Below are 15,175 nucleotides of genomic sequence, written 5' to 3' on the forward strand. Positions count from 1 at the left end.
TCCGCTATGCATATTCATTGACCTCCACCCCCTCAACTTTTATTTCTAGTTGGATCAGGTGGTACGGATTATAGAGGTGGTCTGCATGGTCTATTAAGTCTATGAGATTCTCGATCTCATCCGGAGGGGCGTATCCCCCCCATAACTCAATAGAGCCTTCTCTGTTGTTTGCATACTGGTATTCTATATTGAAAATGTACCAAACTTGGTCTACTTGACACTCAGATAGTTCCGAAAAGAATTCAGAAACTCCTACGGATGAAAGCGATCCTCCTTTATCTTCTTCGTATTGAATACGCTCTCTTCCTTCACAATTAAAAGTGATTTGAGATTCCTTTGCTTCAATTATTGAAGCAGATTTTCCATCAACAGTAACATCTGATCTATTGAGTTTAAATGGAATTCTTATATTTCTATACTCTAGTGGAAGGTTGTCCAGTGAAGTGACCGTTAATTCTTCTCCATCCTCAACTTGCTCTCGGAGCGGCTTTTTTAAATATCTAAATTCCATACATAGGTTTAGCTTTCGTGCGATACCCTTACCGAAATTTGAAATATCAAGACTAGACTGCAGATGTTGATTTTTGATCCTCCAATTGTCAATAGATAAGTCCGGAACATGATTTTGTTCCATCCACTCGGTTTGTTTCTGCATCAACTCTGTCTGTTGTTTTTGGATCCTTGATTGGCGGTCTACAATTTTTGTATGTTCTTTCTGAGAATTATACTGCATGAAATAAAGCAAGACCAGTAATCCGGAGAGAAGACTCGAAATAATCGGACTTAGTGAATTTATATCTGTGATCAAACTCCCCCATGAAACAGGAAGTAGGTTAATTATAGTGACTATTAACGCTGATACCAATATTATAACCATCAAAAGATGAAATGTCTCAAAATTTTCTGCTTTTGTCATCTGTGGGGAATATCATCCGAACCCGGCCCACCAACCCGGCCGCACCTTATCGGGCGGCCGCATGGCCGGCAACGGCCTCCGTAGTTCCGCGTCGACATCGCCGTCGAGATACAACTCGCCCCACCTCGTGATCTCGAACTCATCGTTCAGGCCTTCGCGCTCGACCACATTGACAAAGCCCGCGTTCACGAGTACCCGACACCGCCGCCCGATTCGTCGCCGGTCGGCCACGACGCCCTGCTCGTAGGCGATCTCCCACGCCGTCGCCGTCGACACCTCATACAGATATTCGAGTATCCGGTCGTCGGTGTGCGTCATCCAGCACCCACTCCGGCGGATCGTGTCGGTCATCTACGCCTGCGCTTTGTCCCCGTTCTCGCTCTCGTCGTGCAGTTCCTCGGCGTTGAGTTCGCCGTCGAGATACTTCTCTCCCTCGGCTGTGATGGTGTAAACGCCGTTAGGGAGGCGGCGAAGAAGCCCGTGGTCGGCAAGTTTCGAGAGACGGCGCGAAATCTGTGCATTGGTGATATGGACATACCCGCTGTCTTCCGCGGTTTTAGGAGATATATGGCCTTCTCGCCGAGCGATTTCCAACAGACGGTCATCCCATAGTACCATCCACGAAGCGGACTTCCTCATCTTAGTTGCACCCACACATCCATGCGACCTTTTTGTACGGAATCCGATGTTAGTAATGGGCGACTAATTTCATAATGCGTCGTTACATTTATGCAGAGACAGAGAACACGTGTTGATGCAGAACCACGCGAGACTCTGTTGGCACTTCGAGATAGGTCGGTGACGCGAGGGACGGGACCAGCGTCCCCCGCGTTACGGTTCTGCGGTTCAGCCATGCAAACCGCATGTACCACGGGACTAACGTCCCGCACGACCCGAGAGGGACCGAGCGGAAATCAACCTGACGACGGCGACTGCGTCGTCTGTGGTGGCGAGGCCGACGGGATCGACGCCGGCCGCGACGGCAACCCGCCTGTCTGTGGCTACTGCGCGAAAATCCGAGCCGATGGCGGGCGCGACGTGTCGGCCGGTCGGCGGACGGTCACGTCGTCGATCACTTTCGGCGGCTGTTCGAGCAACCACGTCAGTACGCCGGGCGACGACATGAACCACCTCAGCGGCGAGGTGGGCATCGAGGTGTCGGGCGCGTCGACGGACTACCCGCACCCGACGCGGCTCCAGCGGGAGATCGAGGCCGCCGTCGGTGACGTGCTCGACGACTACGCCGAACGCGTGAGCGACGACGTCGACCGCGGCGACGGGCCGGTGACCGACGGCGGTGGTCCCGACGACTTCGAGCGGCAGGCCGACGCGCTCGAAGACATCGCCGAACAGATGCGCGTCCAGAACGCCGCGCTCGTCGAGTTGATCCGGACGCTCGACACGCGAGCCGCCCAGGACATCGGCATCGAAGAGCCGGTTTCGGGACGGAGCGGGAAGAGCGTCGCCGGATGGGTCGAAGACGCCGCGCTCGACATCGAGGAGCGCGTCGACCTGGACGCCGTCGACCGTGCCGCGAAGGGAGGTGGCCGATGACTGACCGCGGCGAACCGGTCGCGTCGACCGGTGGCGGTCGGTACGCGCCGGCGATGGGCGGCTCGACGACGCCCGAACGGACCTACGCGCACTACTGCGACGAAATCGGATCGACGGTGTACGCGCCACGTCGGAAGTGTCCGCTGGGGTGCTACGCAGACGACGACGTCGACCGCGGTGAGGGCGTCGAAACCGACGGCGGGCTGCTCACCGGAGGCAGCCGCTATCACGTCGTCTGTTCGGACTGCACGTTCGAGGAGCTGAAGCGCGAGCGTCATCAGGCCGCCCGCGCGGTCGACGTCCACCGGCGAGCCAAGCCGAGCCACGACGCCCGGTTCGAGGAGGTGCGTGGACGGTGAACGGGACGCCGCTCGACGACCTGGACGACGAGGAACTGGGCGAACTCGTCCGGAACACCGCCGCGTTCCGCGCGGCCGCCGCGTGCGCTCGATTCGCCGACGAGGCGCAGGAACTCCGGTCGAACGACTCGCTCGCCTACGACCGGCTCGTCCGCGAGACGCACGACCGCCAGGGGACGAGCGTCACGAAGCGCGGGACGACCGCCGAGATCGTCGCTACGTTCCTCGACGTCGTCGAGGACCACGCGGCGCTCGCGGAGCATCCTGCCGACACCGCCGAGGACGCCGCCGACGAGGTGGTCGACCCGTGAGCGACGGCGACGCCTACTCGGTGACCGTGAAGATGACCCGCGGCACGTCGAGCGACGACAAGGAAGTCGTGAAGACCGAGGTGTCCGCGGACACGCTCGACGAACTCGACGAGAAGATGACGGCGATCCGCGAGCGCATGGACGACTGGGCGGGGGACCTGCGCGAGATCCAGCCGGTCGCCCACCCCGCCGGCCACGACGATCAGGCGACGCTCGGGGAGGGGTCGACGTGAGCGACGGGGAGCGCACCCGTCCCGACCTGACGCCGTCGGACGCCGTCGACCGGTGGCTCGACCGCCAGCGTATGGAACTCGCCGAGTCGTCGGTCGGGAGCTACGCCCGACGTCTCGAACACTTCGTCGAGTGGTGCGACGACGAGGCTGTCGACCACCTCGCCGACCTCGAACCGTGGGACCTTGGAGCCTACGAGGACCACCGACGTGCGGTGGTCGCGCCGGTCAGCCTCAACAACGAGTTGACGACGCTCCGGCAGTTGCTCGACTGGGCGGCCGGCCTCGACCTCGTCGACGACGCCGTCGCCGAGGCTGTCGACCCGCCGAAGGTCGACAAGGCCGACCAGGTGAGCGAGACCCTGCTCGAACCGGAACGCGGCGAGTCTCTTCTCGCGGCGTTCCGCGGTGGCGACGGTCAGTACACGCGGGAACACGCGTGGCTTGAACTGTCATGGTGGACCGGCGCCCGGATGGGTTCGATCCGTGGCCTCGACGTCGACGACGTCGACCTCGACGAGGGTCACGTGCAGTTTCGGCACCGGCCCGAAGAGGAGACGCCGCTGAAGAACGGGTACGATGGCGAGCGGATCGTCGGGATCTCCGACGACGTCGCCGAGGCGTTGGGCGCGTACATCAGTGACCGCCCTCAGACGACCGACGACTACGGCCGTCGCCCGGTGTTCGCGACCCAGTACGGGCGGATCGCCGGCTCGACGCTACGGGAGACCTGTTACTACGCGACCCATCCGTGTCGGGCGGGTCCGTGTCCGCACGAGAACGAACGCGTCAGTTGTGAGTACCATTCAAGGACGTCCTCGTACGGGTGTCCGTCCGCCCGCTCGCCCCACGAGGTGCGGTCCGGAAGTATTACCTGGCAGCTTCACCGCGGACTCTCGAAGGACGTCGTTGCCGACCGCGTGAACGCGACGATTGAGGTTATCGAGCGGCACTACGACCAGGCGCGACAACTCGAAGAGTTTCGACAGCGGCGGGCTGCCCACTTGCATAAGCTCGGGATCGACAGCAGCGAGGAGAATACATGACCAACGCTACGACCGACGACGTCGAACGGCGCAGAGTCCAAATCCGGGCGGTCCCATTTCTGTGCGACGAGCGTACACGAGGAGCCAGAAATGTACAGCGACCGGTTCGAACCCGGCGAGACCGAGCGTAGCGAGGTCTCAGTTTGGTTCGCAATCCGGGCGGCCCCATGAGCGAGCGTCGCGAGTCCACGGCGGTCCCATACCCACTTTTCGCTCGGTCGCCCCGCTCCCTCGCAAAAACGTGGGGAGAAAATTCGGCTCCGACGAATCTAGCACTCAGATGCTAAGAGTGCGGTGAGACCCACCTTCTCGAATCCAGTGTCTCGGCCCCGTCTCGGGAATCGTGTAACTCGACGAGGAACTCGCGATGCCGTGGCGACAGTCTCGACGGGGTGGTGAGGCGTGACGGCGTTCTCCGAACAAAATGGAGGGATCGGGATTTGGGACCGCGGGCAACCGGTCCCGGCATGTCAGAGGCACCCTCTCCCCGTACTCAACGTCGCTCTCAGAGGAGAAATAACCGCATTTTCACCCATCCTGTAACAATTTTTATTATTTCTACAGGAGTAGAAAACGGGCAGAGGAGTGCGTCACAAGGGGGGTCGGGCCGACGAGGAACCGGTGACGCGGTGGCGCCGGTACCGACGGAGAAGCGCCGCGTGACGGGAATCCGCGCTGCGGGAAACCGGTACGTCAGAGGTACTTTTCCCCCACACCACGTGGGCGTCGAACGGAAATAACCGTAGCTTCACCACTGCTGTTACGGATGTGACGTTTCCACGGACGTAACGACAAGCCTCGCGCGTGATCGGCCACGGAGACGACTCACGTGACGGAGTGATGATCGAGCATCGACACGCAGCGACGGCAGGAAACTTGGGAACGGCAACAGCGCTTTCGTGGGCAGGCTGGGAGTTCCTGATCGTCGGCATGTCGCACGGCGGGCGTCACCCAGCCTCCAGCGCCTGCCGACACCGGCCGTTCCCAAGAAATGGAGGCACTCCACGAACTTAAGGTATTGCCAAGCTGATACTTAATCATCGTTCAGGGCTAATTTCGCTTCCCGTCGCGCCGCCGCGGTCGATCCACGAGCCGAGTGGTCGTTCGTCGCACGACGGCGACTACCGGCCCTCCTCGGCGTTCACCCCGGCAACGGACCCAGAATTTCGAGGTCGTACGCTGCGGCGGCGGCCGTCACCGCGGCCACGTCGGGTTCGGCCGGGGCCGGGAGGTCCAGCGTCTCGGCTTCCTCGCCGACGTCGGCGAAGAACCCTTCGAGGCCGGCGGGCGTCACCGTCACCAGAATTCGAAGTGGGGCGTCGCTCACGACGCGGAAGCCGTGGGGCACGTCCCGGGGGAGGAAGACGGCGTCGTGTGGGCCGGCGGTGAGCGTCTCGCCGTCTCCGTAGACACACTCCATCTCGCCGTCGAGGACGTAGCAGTGTTCGTCTTCCCGCCGGTGGACGTGGAGGGGCGTCTCGTACCCGGGCGCGGCGCGGAGGTCCACCAGCGCGAACGCCCCGCCGGTCGACTCGGCGTCCGCCTTGACGATCAGCAGCGCTCCCGTGGATCGAAGCGCCTGCCCGCCCGTCGCGGGCGTCACGAACGGTTCCGTCGGCGTGTGGTCTCCACTCGTCGAAGACATGTCGGATACTTATCTCTACAAGGAGATAGCTGTATACGGTCGGCGAGCCCGGAGGACAAGCGCTTTCCGTTCCACCCGCGAGGGTCGGCCATGGGTCTGCGTTCGGTACTCGAGGGAATCCCGTGGTGGGGGTACGGCGTCGTCGGCATCTGCTATCTCGTCTTCATCGGCTTCCGGCTGTTCGACGGGTCGTCGCTCTCCACGCCGGGGCTGATCGTTCGCGTCGGCCTCGCCTGGTGGCTCATCGTCGTGAGCTACCTGAAATACTACGGCTACGTCTGATCGGAAACCGTTATGTGTCCACTTCGTGAGTCGGCTATCGATGCCCTCCAGCAGACTGCTCTCTCTCGGTTCGAGCGTCGTCGCCGCGTGTTCGCTCGCGGGCGTTGCCGCCGCTCAACCCGAGATGGGTTCCGAACTCGGCTTCGCCACCCGTATCGGCCTCCGATTCGCCGTCGTCCTCGTTATCAACCTCGTCCTCGGCGGGGCGCTTCTCGGCATCGCCCCCGACTACACCCGACGGATGGTGGCGGCCATCCGTGACGACGCCGGCACCGCCTTCCTCTGGGGCCTGCTCGCCGGCATCGCCGTCCCCATCGCCCTCGTGTTGATCGCCATCACGATCATCGGCCTCCTGGTCACGATTCCGGGGTTGATCGCCCTGTTTTTCCTCGGGCTCGTCGGCAACGCGGTCACCATCTGCTGGGTCGGGACGCTCCTGACCGGGCGTGACGACCCCGACGGGGCGGCCGTCGGCGTCGGCGCCGCCGTTTTGGCCGCCGTCGGCGCCGTTCCCCTCCTCGGCAACCTCGTGACCACGCTCCTCGGCTTCCTCGGTCTCGGCGTCGTCGGGCGCGACCTGTACAAGGGGTATAAGTCATCGTAGATCCCCGCCGCGACGGTCCGGCGAGCATCCATGGACAGTTACGATAGCGCCTATACACGTCGTGGCGGGGGTAGACGCGGACGTTTTTCTCCCCGGCCGCCGACCGGCCGGTATGCGATCACGGACGGTCACCGGCGGCGGCGGGGTCGAGATTCACGTCGAGGAACACGGACCGCGGGACGCCCATCCAATCCTCCTGATTCACGGTTTCTCGCAGTCGCGGCTGGCGTGGACGCCGCAGTTCGAGTCGGCGCTCGCCGACGACTACCGCCTCGTCGCGATGGACTGCCGGGGCCACGGCGCGTCCGACACCCCCAGCGATCCGGGCGCATACCGCGATTCCGCGCTGTGGGCCGACGACGTGCAAGCGGTCGTCGCGGACCTCGATCACCCGACCCTCGTCGGCTGGTCGTACGGTGGCCTCGTCGTCTCCGACTACCTCGCCACCCACGGCGACGACGCGGTGTCCGGCGTCGTCCTCGTCGGCGCCATCACGGAGAAAGGCACCGTCGACGCCGACCGGTTCGCCGGCGGCGAGTTCGTCGCCCTCGATTCGGGCTTTCGGTCCACCGACGCCGAGGAGAGCGTCGCGACCCTCGAGACCTTCGTCGACCTCTGTGTCGAGGGCGACCTCGACGACCCGGGCCGCTACCGGGCGCTCGGCTACAACGTCGCGGTGCCGCCGTTCGTCCGCGCCGCGATGCAGGATCGGACCGTCGAACACGGGGCCGCCCTCGCCGAACTGGCGACGCCGGTGTGCCTGATCCACGGCGCGGCCGACCCGGTGGTCCGCCCCGCCGCGGCGAGAAAGCACGCCGACTTGTTCCCGTCGGCGACGCTCTCGGTGTACGAGGGCGTCGGCCACTCGCCCTTCTTCGAGGCGCCGGAGCGGTTCGAGGCGGATCTGCGCGACTTCCTCGCGTAACTATAGTAGCCTTTGTAAGTCATCACACACCTGATCGCACGCTGTCATGCGATCAGGTGTGCGGACAGTTACAAACGCTACTATACTCCGGGCGCCGGAGGCCGGGGTGGCCGTCGACGACGGCTGCGGCGAGAGCATCCATCTCGGCGGGGTAGAACGCCTCGAACGCGGCGACGAACTCGCGGGCGCGTTCGCGGGGTGGGCCGCGCGGGACGGCTTCGAGAACGGATTCGGACGCATCGAGCAGCCGGAGACGCGGTTCGGGGTCGGTCGGCGCCGTCGTCTCGACGCGCAGGTCGCCCTCGTCCCGGTCGAAGACGGCCCCGGCCGCCGACGGCGTGTGTGTCCACGACGCCGGCAGGTCGACGCCCGCGTGCACGTCGGCGAGGAAGGTGGCGAAGACATCCTCACACCCGCGACAGAGCCGGTAGGTCCCCTGCGAGACGATCCGGTCGTCGACGACGCTTTCGAGCGCGACTTCCCCCGTCTCGTCGGCGGCGCGGTCACAGAACCCGCAGGCCTCGGTGTTCGGCTCCCAGTGTCGCGTCAGGTCGACCACTTCCGGTCGGCAGTCGTCACAGACGAACGCCGTCTCGGGGAGTGTCGCGTCCGGATCGACCCGCCGGCGCACCCGCATCCGGCCGTGGCGACGGTCCGGCGACCGGCGAAAGTGGCTCCCGCAGACGTGACAGCGCCTGATCGGACGCATGTACGCGAGTCACAGCCTGACAAGCATAACCGTTTCCCGTCCCGTCGGACGGGAACGATGAAGTGCGCGCGCGGAGTCGGGCGAGACGAATGCCCGATACGACGTTCACGCCGGAGGCGGCCATCGACCACCTCCGGGCACAGGGGGTCGTTCCGCCCGACGCCGACGCCACGGCCCGTTCCCTCGGCGGCGGCGTCTCGAATCACGTCCACCAGGTCACCTGGGACGACGACTGTCTCGTCGTGAAGCGGCCGCTCCCGAACCTCGCCGTCGAGGACGACTGGCCGGCGGACATCGAGCGCGTCCACAACGAGGCGGCGGCCATCCGCGCCTACGACGCCGTCCTCCGAGACGCCGCCGTCGAGGCGCGGGTCCCCCGCGTCGTCAGCGAAACCCACGAACCGGACCACGTCGTCGCCATCGAGTGCGCGCCCGACGGCGCGACGATGTGGAAGACGGACCTGCTCGACGGCCGCGTCGACGCCGGCGTCGCCGCCGCGGTGGGCGAAGTCCTCGGCGTCGTCCACGACGCGGCCTCGACGGACGACGACGTGCGGGAGCGGTTCGCCAGCAAGCGTCCGTTCGAGCAGTTGCGCGTCGATCCCTACCACCGCACGACGGCGGAGCGCCATCCCGACGTGGCCGACGCCATCCACGCGGAGATCGACCGCCTGCTGGACACCTCGCGGACGCTCGTCCACGGCGACTACAGCCCGAAAAACGTCCTCGTCGACCCCGACGGCGCCGTCCCGTGGATCCTCGATTTCGAGGTGGCTCACTGGGGCGACCCCGCCTTCGACACCGCGTTCATGCTGAACCACCTCTACATCAAGTCCATCTACAACTACGGACAGCACGCCGCGTACGCCGACGCCGCCGACCGGTTCTGGACGGCCTACGACGACGCAGTCGACTGGGACATCGAGCGAGAGACGGTCGCCGAACTCGCCGTCCTGATGCTCGCGCGGGTCGACGGCAAGTCGCCCGTCGAGTACGTCACGCGCGACGCCGTCGCCGACGCGCTCCGCCGCGTCGCCAAGCGCACCCTCCGTGGCGACGCCGAGACGCTCCCCGAGTTCGCCGCGCTCGCCCGCGATGAGGCCGATGCGCTATGACCGAGATTACGGACGTCGACGCGTGGGAGGTCCTCGACTCCCGGGGCGACCCCACGGTCCGGGTGCGGGTCGAGGCCGGCGACGCCGCTGGCACGTTCACCGTCCCCGCCGGCGCCAGCACGGGCGCCCACGAGGCGGTCGAGCGCCGCGACGGCGGCGACCGGTACGGCGGACGGGGGGTGCGCGAGGCCTGTGCCGCCGTCCGGGACGAACTCGCGCCGGTCGTCGCGGGACGGTCGGTGACCGATCAGGCGGGCATCGACGAGGTACTGGTCGACTGCGACGGGACGGAGAACCTCTCCCGCCTCGGCGCCAACGCCGTCCTCGGGGTCTCGGGTGCCGTTGCCCACGCCGCGGCGGACGCGACCGACCGCCCGCTCTACGCGGTGCTGGCGCCCGACGCGGGGCCGGGCGACCTGCCGATGCCCATGATCAACGTCCTGAGCGGCGGTCTCCACGCCGCGGCCGACCTGCCGATCCAGGACTTCCTCGCCGTGCCCGTGGGCGCGGAGACGTACCCCGAGGCGCTGGAGACGGTGTGGGCGGTGCGGCGGGCCGCGGGCAATCGGATCAGCGCGGACCGACGGTCCGCGGGCAATCGGTCTCCGTCCGGTGACGGCGACGGCGACCATCCCCCGCCGGTCGCCGACGAGGGCGGCTTCGTCCCGTCGGTCGCCGACGCGGACGCGGCCTTCGAACTGCTCGTCGACGCCATCCGCGGCGCGGGCTACGCCCCCGGCGACGAGGTGGCCATCGCCGTCGACGTGGCGGCCACCCACTTCTACGACGCCGACCGCGACCGGTACGCGCTCGCGGGCGAACGCCTCGACCGGGCGGCGATGGTCGACCGCGTGGCCGGCTGGATCGACGCCCACCCCATCTGCTCGGTCGAGGACCCCCTCGCCGAGGACGACTGGGACGGGTGGGAACGGCTGGCCGACCGCGTCGGCGACCGGGTGCAGTTGCTCGGCGACGATCTGCTGGCGACGAACGCGGATCGGCTGGCGAGAGCGAGAGGCGCTGGCGCCGCCAACGCGGCGCTGATCAAGCCGAATCAGGCCGGGACGATCACCCGGACGCGGCGCGTCCTCGAGGCGGCACAGGACGCGGGCTGGGCGCCCGTCGTCTCCGCGCGCTCCGGCGAGACGTGTGACGCGACCATCGCTGACCTCGCGATCGGTCTCGACGCGGGACAGATCAAGATCGGATCACTCGCGCGCTCGGAGCGCCTCGCGAAGTACAACCGACTGCTCGGCATCGCTCGCGCGTCCGACGGCGGGTTCGCGGGCGGCGACGCGCTGGCGCCGCTCGACTGACCTTCCGGTCGGACCGTCCGCGGTGTCGGCTTCGCGCCGACGCTCAGAGCCGGTCGAGCAGCTCGTCGAGTCGGTCGTCGTCGTCGAGTGCCGTGACGAGCGTCGACGTGTCGAGTCCCGGTTCGTACTCGGGTCGCCCCTTCCCGACGGGGGAGTCGCTCCCGTCCGTGGCCATCCGGACGAGGTCCTCGGCTTCGAGTTCGTTGAGCGCGCGCGTCGTCGCGGCTTCGGAGACGGAGCCCACCACGTCGGCGTCGATGGCCTCGACGTGCCGGGCACAGGTCCGGGAGATTTCGCCCGCATGCGCCGGTGTGTCGCCCTTCGACGCCAGTTGAGCGACGCTGATCAGCGTGAGTCGTTGCGTGAGCGTCGTCGAATCGAGGTCGGCCATACCTGCCCTACGACGCCCGACCCTCAAAATCGTACTCCCTCGTGCTCGGCGCGCGGCGTCGGCCACGAGACGACGAGTCGCACCCCGTCCCGATAGTCGGGGTCGATCCGCGCGTGCCAGCCGTGGACCTGTGCGAGCGTCCGGACCATCGGGAGCGCCGTCCCGCTGGTCGTGTTCGCCACCGCGTCGCCGTAGTCGAAGTAGCGCTCGGCGTCGCCCCGCGGCGGGTCGCCGTCGCCCGTGATCGTGACCCCGCTCTCGTCGGACTCGACGACCACCGTCGACGCACCGTTGTCGAGCGCGAACTCGAACGCGCGCGTGAAGAGGAGTTCGAACCGGGCGGGGTCGGCCGCCACCGTCCCGTCGCCCTCGACGGTGAGGGTCGCGCCCGCGGCGTCGGCGTCGGCCTCGGGCCAGGCCGCCGTCACCGTCTTCCGGACGTCGACCGATGTGGGGTCGGTCACCGTCCGACCGTACTGGGCGAGCGTCGCGAAGTCGTTCATCAGCCGCGTGGTCCGGTCGGTCGTCTCCGTCGCCGCCCGGAGCGCCTCGCGAGCGCTCGCCACGTCACCGTCCTCGAGCTGGCGCATCGCCCCCCGAACGTTGCCCTGGACGACCGTGACGGCGTTGCGGAGTTCGTGACGCATACCCTCCGAGAGCTCCTCGAGCTGTCGGTTGTGGCGTTCGAGCTCCCGGCGTTGGCGCTCGATTCGCGTCACGTCCGAGAGGACGACGATGCGCCCGAGCGACCCCTGTCCCACCTCGAACGCGTTCTCGCTCACGACGTAGTGGCGGCGCTCGTCGTCCACGTCGACGGTGGCGATGCCGTCGTCCGAATCGAGCGCCGCGGCAAGCGCCGGGACGGCGTCGACCGGCTCCCCCACCGCGCCGTCGAGGCCGGGAAAGAGCCGCCGAGCCGCGTGGTTGAACTCACGAATTCGGTCGTCGTCGTCGAGAAAGACCGTCGGTCCCGTGACGCCCTCGGTGAGCTGGACGGCGAAGAAGCGATCCTCGTAGACGAAGAGGACGCCGAGGGTAAAGGCCGCCACGCCGAGGGGCGCGTGGATCATATCCAGCAGCATCGGCGTGGCGTAGCCGACGATGTCGAGGACGACCGGGAGGCCGGCGAGACCGACCAGCCCCGCGAGCGGCGTAGCGTCGTACTCCGAGTCGGCGAACGCCTCGAAGAGGGTGAACATCCCCACGCCGGCGAGCAGGTAGGAGAGTCCGGTGACGACCCAGTGAAACAGCCCCTGTCGGATCGCCAGATGGGGAAACGGTTCGGCGACGACGGCGGTGGTGAAATAGAGGTGGTGGACGGGGTTGGTGACCTTCACCGCGACGACGGCGAGATACAGGAGGACGGCGGCGCGACGGTAGGCGGGTCGTCGATGGTACGACCGCCCGGTGTACGCCGAGCAGAAGTAGAGCCACGCGAAGACGGTACTGAACCCGAGAATCAATCCGACCAGATACACCGCCGTCTTCAGCGCGGTCGACGGGACGACGAGGATGACGGCGTGGGTGACGGCCCAGCCACCGCTCGTCGCGAGCAGGGCGACCAGCCCGTACCGGGTGTCGTCGTCCTCGACCCGGCGGGCGTGGCGGACGCCGGCGGTGCAGACGACGCCCGCCACGGCGAACAATAGGCCGTAAGCGACGGCGGGGGACACTCCGAGTACCGACACGTACCCCGTCCGTATCGCGTGGTCGATAACGAATGCTTCGGTTACGTCGAGCGGTCCGTGCGGGTTCGGCGCCCGCGAGCCACGGTGAGTTCTATCACGGAAGCCTTATCCCTCGCCGGGGGCTCTACTCAATTGCAATGGCAACTGGTACGGTTGATTTCTTCAACGACACTGGCGGTTACGGCTTTATCGAAACTGAGGACGCGGACGACGACGTGTTCTTCCACATGGAAGACGTGGGCGGCCCGGACCTCGAAGAAGGACAGGAACTTGAATTCGAAATCGAGGACTCCCCCAAGGGTCCGCGCGCGACGAACGTCGTCCGCCTCTAAGGCGCCGACCGCTTCTCGCTAGCAATTCGATTTTTCACGGACGCTACCTCGACGAGCGACGGCGCCCTCGGTTCTCAGCGCTGAGAAGGTGGCCCACATCTTGAAACCCCGTGGCCTCTCACGACCTGTCGATGGGATCGACCGCCGCCCGCCTCGTCGTCGCCGCCCTCCTCGTCGTCGCCGCCACGGCGGCGCTCGCGCCGCCCGGCACCGCCGCGACGACGCCGTCGATCACCCTCGCCGTCGACGGGACGGTCGTCGCCGACGGCGAGTCGACGCTCGTCGAGACCGACCCGACCCTCGACGTCACGGTCGACGCCAACCGCTCGATTCGGGAGGTCTCGGTCCGCCTCGACGGGACGACCATCCACCGGGCCACGCCGAACGACACGACGTTCGACGGATCGTTCGACGTGGCGGTTCCCAGCGGGGACCACACGGTCACCGTCGTCGTCAAGACCGACGGCGTCACCACCCACGAGGTGACGATCACGAAAGACGCCGAACGGCCGTACGTCCGCTACACGGCGCCGTTCGAGACCGACCGGTACGCGCCGCCACCGGAGTCGGCGACGGTGAACCGCTCGCTGGTCGTCCTCGCCGGCAACTTCACCGACGTGAGCGGCGTCACCCACCTCCGGATCAACCGAACGACGACCTACGACGTCGGCGGCCTCTCCCGGACCGACACGGCGATTTACACCGCCACGGATCTCGACGGCTCGTTCGAGCAACCGATCTTCCTCGGCGTCGGTCGGAACAACATCACCGCTCGGTACTACGACCGGTTGGGCCACCAGCGGGTGCATCGCTTCCCCATCGTGGTCGAGGACACCGCCCCGCCGTCGCTGTCGAATCTCTCGCTCGTTCGGCAGTCGCCGTCGACCCTTCGACTTCGGGGTGTGGCGACCGACAACGGCCAACTGCAAAACGTCACGGTGCAGCCCCGAAACACGTCCCTCAGGGGCAATCGCTCCGCCCTGCAGTATCTGGTCGAATCGGGGGGTGAGGAACCGGACCGCACCCGTCAGCGGCGTAGCTTCGACCGGAACCTCTCGCTGTACACCGGCGCGACGGCCCTCCTCGTCACGGCGACCGACACTGCCGGGAACACCGTCGAGCGAGTCGTCACCGTCCAGCGGACGGTCGCCCCCGAACTCCGTCTCGACCCCACGGGGACCCGCTTCGAGAGCGAGGGGACGGTCGTCGCCCGCGGCGGCGCGACCGACGGCGAAATCGTCTCGGCGACCGTCGAGACGGTCGACCCCGACACCGGCGAGGTGGTCGACATCGTCACGGTCCACGAGGGCGATACCGTCACCGACCTCTCCTTCGAGCGTCGACTCGATGCGCCCGCCGGCCGGCAGGCGACGATCCGACTGCGCGTCATCGACGCCGCGGGGACCGAACACGTCCAGTCGACCGACCGGACGCTGACGGTCGATACGCCGACGGTCACGCCGACGGGGACACCCGTGCCCACGGCGACCCCGACGGTCACGCCGACGGCAACCGCCGCGCCCACGGCGACGGCGACCCCCGCGGCACCGGCCGAGTCCGCCGGGCTGACGGTTCCGATCATCGGCATCACCGTTCCGATCCCGTCGTTCCTCGGCGCGTCCGTCTCGATTCCGATCCCCGTCGTCGGGCCGTTCGACGTACCCATCGCTCCCCTCGTCGGACTGCTCGCCGTCGGTCTGGGCGTCGTCGCCCGGATCCGCTGACGCCGTTCGCCACAGGGGTTATCTGTCG

19 protein-coding genes are annotated in these 15,175 nt (G+C 66.5%); 13 read left to right on the top strand and 6 right to left on the bottom strand.

What is annotated here, in order from left to right; translation table 11 throughout:
- Positions 1-4: 4 nt before the first annotated feature.
- Both DU484_RS19445 and DU484_RS06215 read right to left on the bottom strand, forming a co-directional pair.
- Positions 5-916, bottom strand: a complete 912-nt coding sequence (locus DU484_RS19445; RefSeq protein ID WP_157969514.1) for a hypothetical protein — start codon at positions 914-916, stop codon at positions 5-7.
- Between the two features lie 12 nt (positions 917-928).
- The gene (locus DU484_RS06215) at positions 929-1,267 is read right to left on the bottom strand and encodes a hypothetical protein (protein ID WP_262342880.1); all 339 of its coding nucleotides are present in this window, start codon (positions 1,265-1,267) and stop codon (positions 929-931) included.
- A gap of 36 nt (positions 1,268-1,303) precedes the next feature.
- Here DU484_RS06215 and DU484_RS20600 point away from each other — a divergent pair, with 36 nt between their 5' ends.
- The 6 genes from DU484_RS20600 to DU484_RS06245 all read left to right on the top strand — a co-directional run bounded on the left by DU484_RS20600 (position 1,304) and on the right by DU484_RS06245 (position 4,416).
- A complete protein-coding gene (locus tag DU484_RS20600) occupies positions 1,304-1,528 on the top strand; it encodes a hypothetical protein (protein WP_157969515.1) in 225 nt (74 codons plus the stop codon).
- Positions 1,529-1,768: 240 nt separating this feature from the next.
- Complete coding sequence (locus DU484_RS06225; RefSeq protein ID WP_114605416.1) at positions 1,769-2,470, top strand: hypothetical protein; 702 nt, start codon at positions 1,769-1,771, stop codon at positions 2,468-2,470.
- On the top strand, positions 2,467-2,829 hold the full coding sequence (locus DU484_RS06230) for a hypothetical protein (protein WP_114605417.1): 363 nt from the start codon (positions 2,467-2,469) through the stop codon (positions 2,827-2,829). Before DU484_RS06225 ends, DU484_RS06230 begins: the two co-directional genes overlap by 4 nt.
- Entirely contained in the window at positions 2,826-3,140 is a 315-nt protein-coding gene (locus DU484_RS06235) for a hypothetical protein (protein ID WP_114605418.1), read from the top strand. Before DU484_RS06230 ends, DU484_RS06235 begins: the two co-directional genes overlap by 4 nt.
- A complete protein-coding gene (locus tag DU484_RS06240; RefSeq protein WP_114605419.1) occupies positions 3,137-3,373 on the top strand; it encodes a DUF7389 domain-containing protein in 237 nt (78 codons plus the stop codon). The genes DU484_RS06235 and DU484_RS06240 overlap by 4 nt, the downstream gene beginning before the upstream one ends.
- A complete protein-coding gene (locus tag DU484_RS06245; RefSeq protein WP_114605420.1) occupies positions 3,370-4,416 on the top strand; it encodes a tyrosine-type recombinase/integrase in 1,047 nt (348 codons plus the stop codon). The genes DU484_RS06240 and DU484_RS06245 overlap by 4 nt, the downstream gene beginning before the upstream one ends.
- Positions 4,417-5,557: 1,141 nt before the next feature.
- Here the strand turns inward: DU484_RS06245 and DU484_RS06250 are convergent.
- Positions 5,558-6,061 (bottom strand): cupin domain-containing protein, encoded by a 504-nt coding sequence (locus DU484_RS06250; protein WP_114585268.1) that lies wholly within the window; start codon positions 6,059-6,061, stop codon positions 5,558-5,560.
- Positions 6,062-6,151: 90 nt separating this feature from the next.
- On the opposite strand from DU484_RS06250, the gene DU484_RS06255 reads away from it, so the two are divergent.
- The 3 genes from DU484_RS06255 to DU484_RS06265 all read left to right on the top strand — a co-directional run bounded on the left by DU484_RS06255 (position 6,152) and on the right by DU484_RS06265 (position 7,872).
- Positions 6,152-6,343 carry a hypothetical protein gene (locus tag DU484_RS06255; protein ID WP_114585269.1) on the top strand — a complete coding sequence of 64 codons (192 nt, stop codon included), beginning with the start codon at positions 6,152-6,154 and terminating at the stop codon, positions 6,341-6,343.
- Positions 6,344-6,383: 40 nt separating this feature from the next.
- On the top strand, positions 6,384-6,947 hold the full coding sequence (locus DU484_RS06260; protein WP_114585270.1) for a hypothetical protein: 564 nt from the start codon (positions 6,384-6,386) through the stop codon (positions 6,945-6,947).
- Positions 6,948-7,059: 112 nt separating this feature from the next.
- The gene (locus DU484_RS06265; protein ID WP_114605421.1) at positions 7,060-7,872 is read left to right on the top strand and encodes an alpha/beta fold hydrolase; all 813 of its coding nucleotides are present in this window, start codon (positions 7,060-7,062) and stop codon (positions 7,870-7,872) included.
- A 52-nt stretch (positions 7,873-7,924) separates the two neighbouring features.
- On the opposite strand, the gene DU484_RS06270 is transcribed toward DU484_RS06265, so the two are convergent.
- Positions 7,925-8,581: a hypothetical protein gene (locus DU484_RS06270; RefSeq protein ID WP_114605422.1), complete on the bottom strand. Its 657-nt coding sequence runs from the start codon at positions 8,579-8,581 to the stop codon at positions 7,925-7,927.
- A gap of 89 nt (positions 8,582-8,670) precedes the next feature.
- Between DU484_RS06270 and DU484_RS06275 the strand changes: the two genes are divergently transcribed.
- Both DU484_RS06275 and eno read left to right on the top strand, forming a co-directional pair.
- Positions 8,671-9,696, top strand: coding sequence for an aminoglycoside phosphotransferase family protein (locus DU484_RS06275; RefSeq protein WP_114605423.1), 1,026 nt, complete (start codon positions 8,671-8,673; stop codon positions 9,694-9,696).
- Positions 9,693-11,012: a phosphopyruvate hydratase gene (gene eno / locus DU484_RS06280; RefSeq protein WP_114605424.1), complete on the top strand. Its 1,320-nt coding sequence runs from the start codon at positions 9,693-9,695 to the stop codon at positions 11,010-11,012. Before DU484_RS06275 ends, eno begins: the two co-directional genes overlap by 4 nt.
- Before the next feature lie 43 nt (positions 11,013-11,055).
- On the opposite strand, the gene DU484_RS06285 is transcribed toward eno, so the two are convergent.
- Together DU484_RS06285 and DU484_RS06290 are read right to left on the bottom strand one after the other, a co-directional pair.
- Entirely contained in the window at positions 11,056-11,403 is a 348-nt protein-coding gene (locus DU484_RS06285) for a hypothetical protein (RefSeq protein ID WP_114585275.1), read from the bottom strand.
- A gap of 23 nt (positions 11,404-11,426) precedes the next feature.
- Entirely contained in the window at positions 11,427-13,040 is a 1,614-nt protein-coding gene (locus DU484_RS06290) for a histidine kinase N-terminal 7TM domain-containing protein (RefSeq protein ID WP_157969516.1), read from the bottom strand.
- Between the two features lie 188 nt (positions 13,041-13,228).
- On the opposite strand from DU484_RS06290, the gene DU484_RS06295 reads away from it, so the two are divergent.
- Both DU484_RS06295 and DU484_RS06305 read left to right on the top strand, forming a co-directional pair.
- A complete protein-coding gene (locus tag DU484_RS06295) occupies positions 13,229-13,423 on the top strand; it encodes a cold-shock protein (RefSeq protein WP_049935367.1) in 195 nt (64 codons plus the stop codon).
- 110 nt (positions 13,424-13,533) lie between these two features.
- Entirely contained in the window at positions 13,534-15,147 is a 1,614-nt protein-coding gene (locus tag DU484_RS06305; RefSeq protein WP_157969517.1) for a hypothetical protein, read from the top strand.
- The last annotated feature ends 28 nt before the right edge of the window (positions 15,148-15,175 follow it).

It is taken from the genome of Haloplanus rubicundus (genome assembly GCF_003342675.1).
GTDB lineage: Archaea > Halobacteriota > Halobacteria > Halobacteriales > Haloferacaceae > Haloplanus > Haloplanus rubicundus.

What these genes read in the sequence shown, in the direction of transcription:
- DU484_RS06230 (WP_114605417.1), top strand. Translation starts at nt 2,467, where the DNA reads ATGACTGACCGCGGCGAACCGGTCGCGTCGACCGGTGGCGGTCGGTAC.
- DU484_RS06215 (WP_262342880.1), bottom strand. Translation starts at nt 1,267, where the DNA reads ATGACCGACACGATCCGCCGGAGTGGGTGCTGGATGACGCACACCGAC.
- eno (WP_114605424.1), top strand. Translation starts at nt 9,693, where the DNA reads ATGACCGAGATTACGGACGTCGACGCGTGGGAGGTCCTCGACTCCCGG.
- DU484_RS06270 (WP_114605422.1), bottom strand. Translation starts at nt 8,581, where the DNA reads ATGCGTCCGATCAGGCGCTGTCACGTCTGCGGGAGCCACTTTCGCCGG.
- DU484_RS06275 (WP_114605423.1), top strand. Translation starts at nt 8,671, where the DNA reads ATGCCCGATACGACGTTCACGCCGGAGGCGGCCATCGACCACCTCCGG.
- DU484_RS06260 (WP_114585270.1), top strand. Translation starts at nt 6,384, where the DNA reads ATGCCCTCCAGCAGACTGCTCTCTCTCGGTTCGAGCGTCGTCGCCGCG.
- DU484_RS06255 (WP_114585269.1), top strand. Translation starts at nt 6,152, where the DNA reads ATGGGTCTGCGTTCGGTACTCGAGGGAATCCCGTGGTGGGGGTACGGC.
- DU484_RS06225 (WP_114605416.1), top strand. Translation starts at nt 1,769, where the DNA reads ATGCAAACCGCATGTACCACGGGACTAACGTCCCGCACGACCCGAGAG.
- DU484_RS06250 (WP_114585268.1), bottom strand. Translation starts at nt 6,061, where the DNA reads ATGTCTTCGACGAGTGGAGACCACACGCCGACGGAACCGTTCGTGACG.
- DU484_RS06295 (WP_049935367.1), top strand. Translation starts at nt 13,229, where the DNA reads ATGGCAACTGGTACGGTTGATTTCTTCAACGACACTGGCGGTTACGGC.
- DU484_RS19445 (WP_157969514.1), bottom strand. Translation starts at nt 916, where the DNA reads ATGACAAAAGCAGAAAATTTTGAGACATTTCATCTTTTGATGGTTATA.
- DU484_RS06265 (WP_114605421.1), top strand. Translation starts at nt 7,060, where the DNA reads ATGCGATCACGGACGGTCACCGGCGGCGGCGGGGTCGAGATTCACGTC.
- DU484_RS06285 (WP_114585275.1), bottom strand. Translation starts at nt 11,403, where the DNA reads ATGGCCGACCTCGATTCGACGACGCTCACGCAACGACTCACGCTGATC.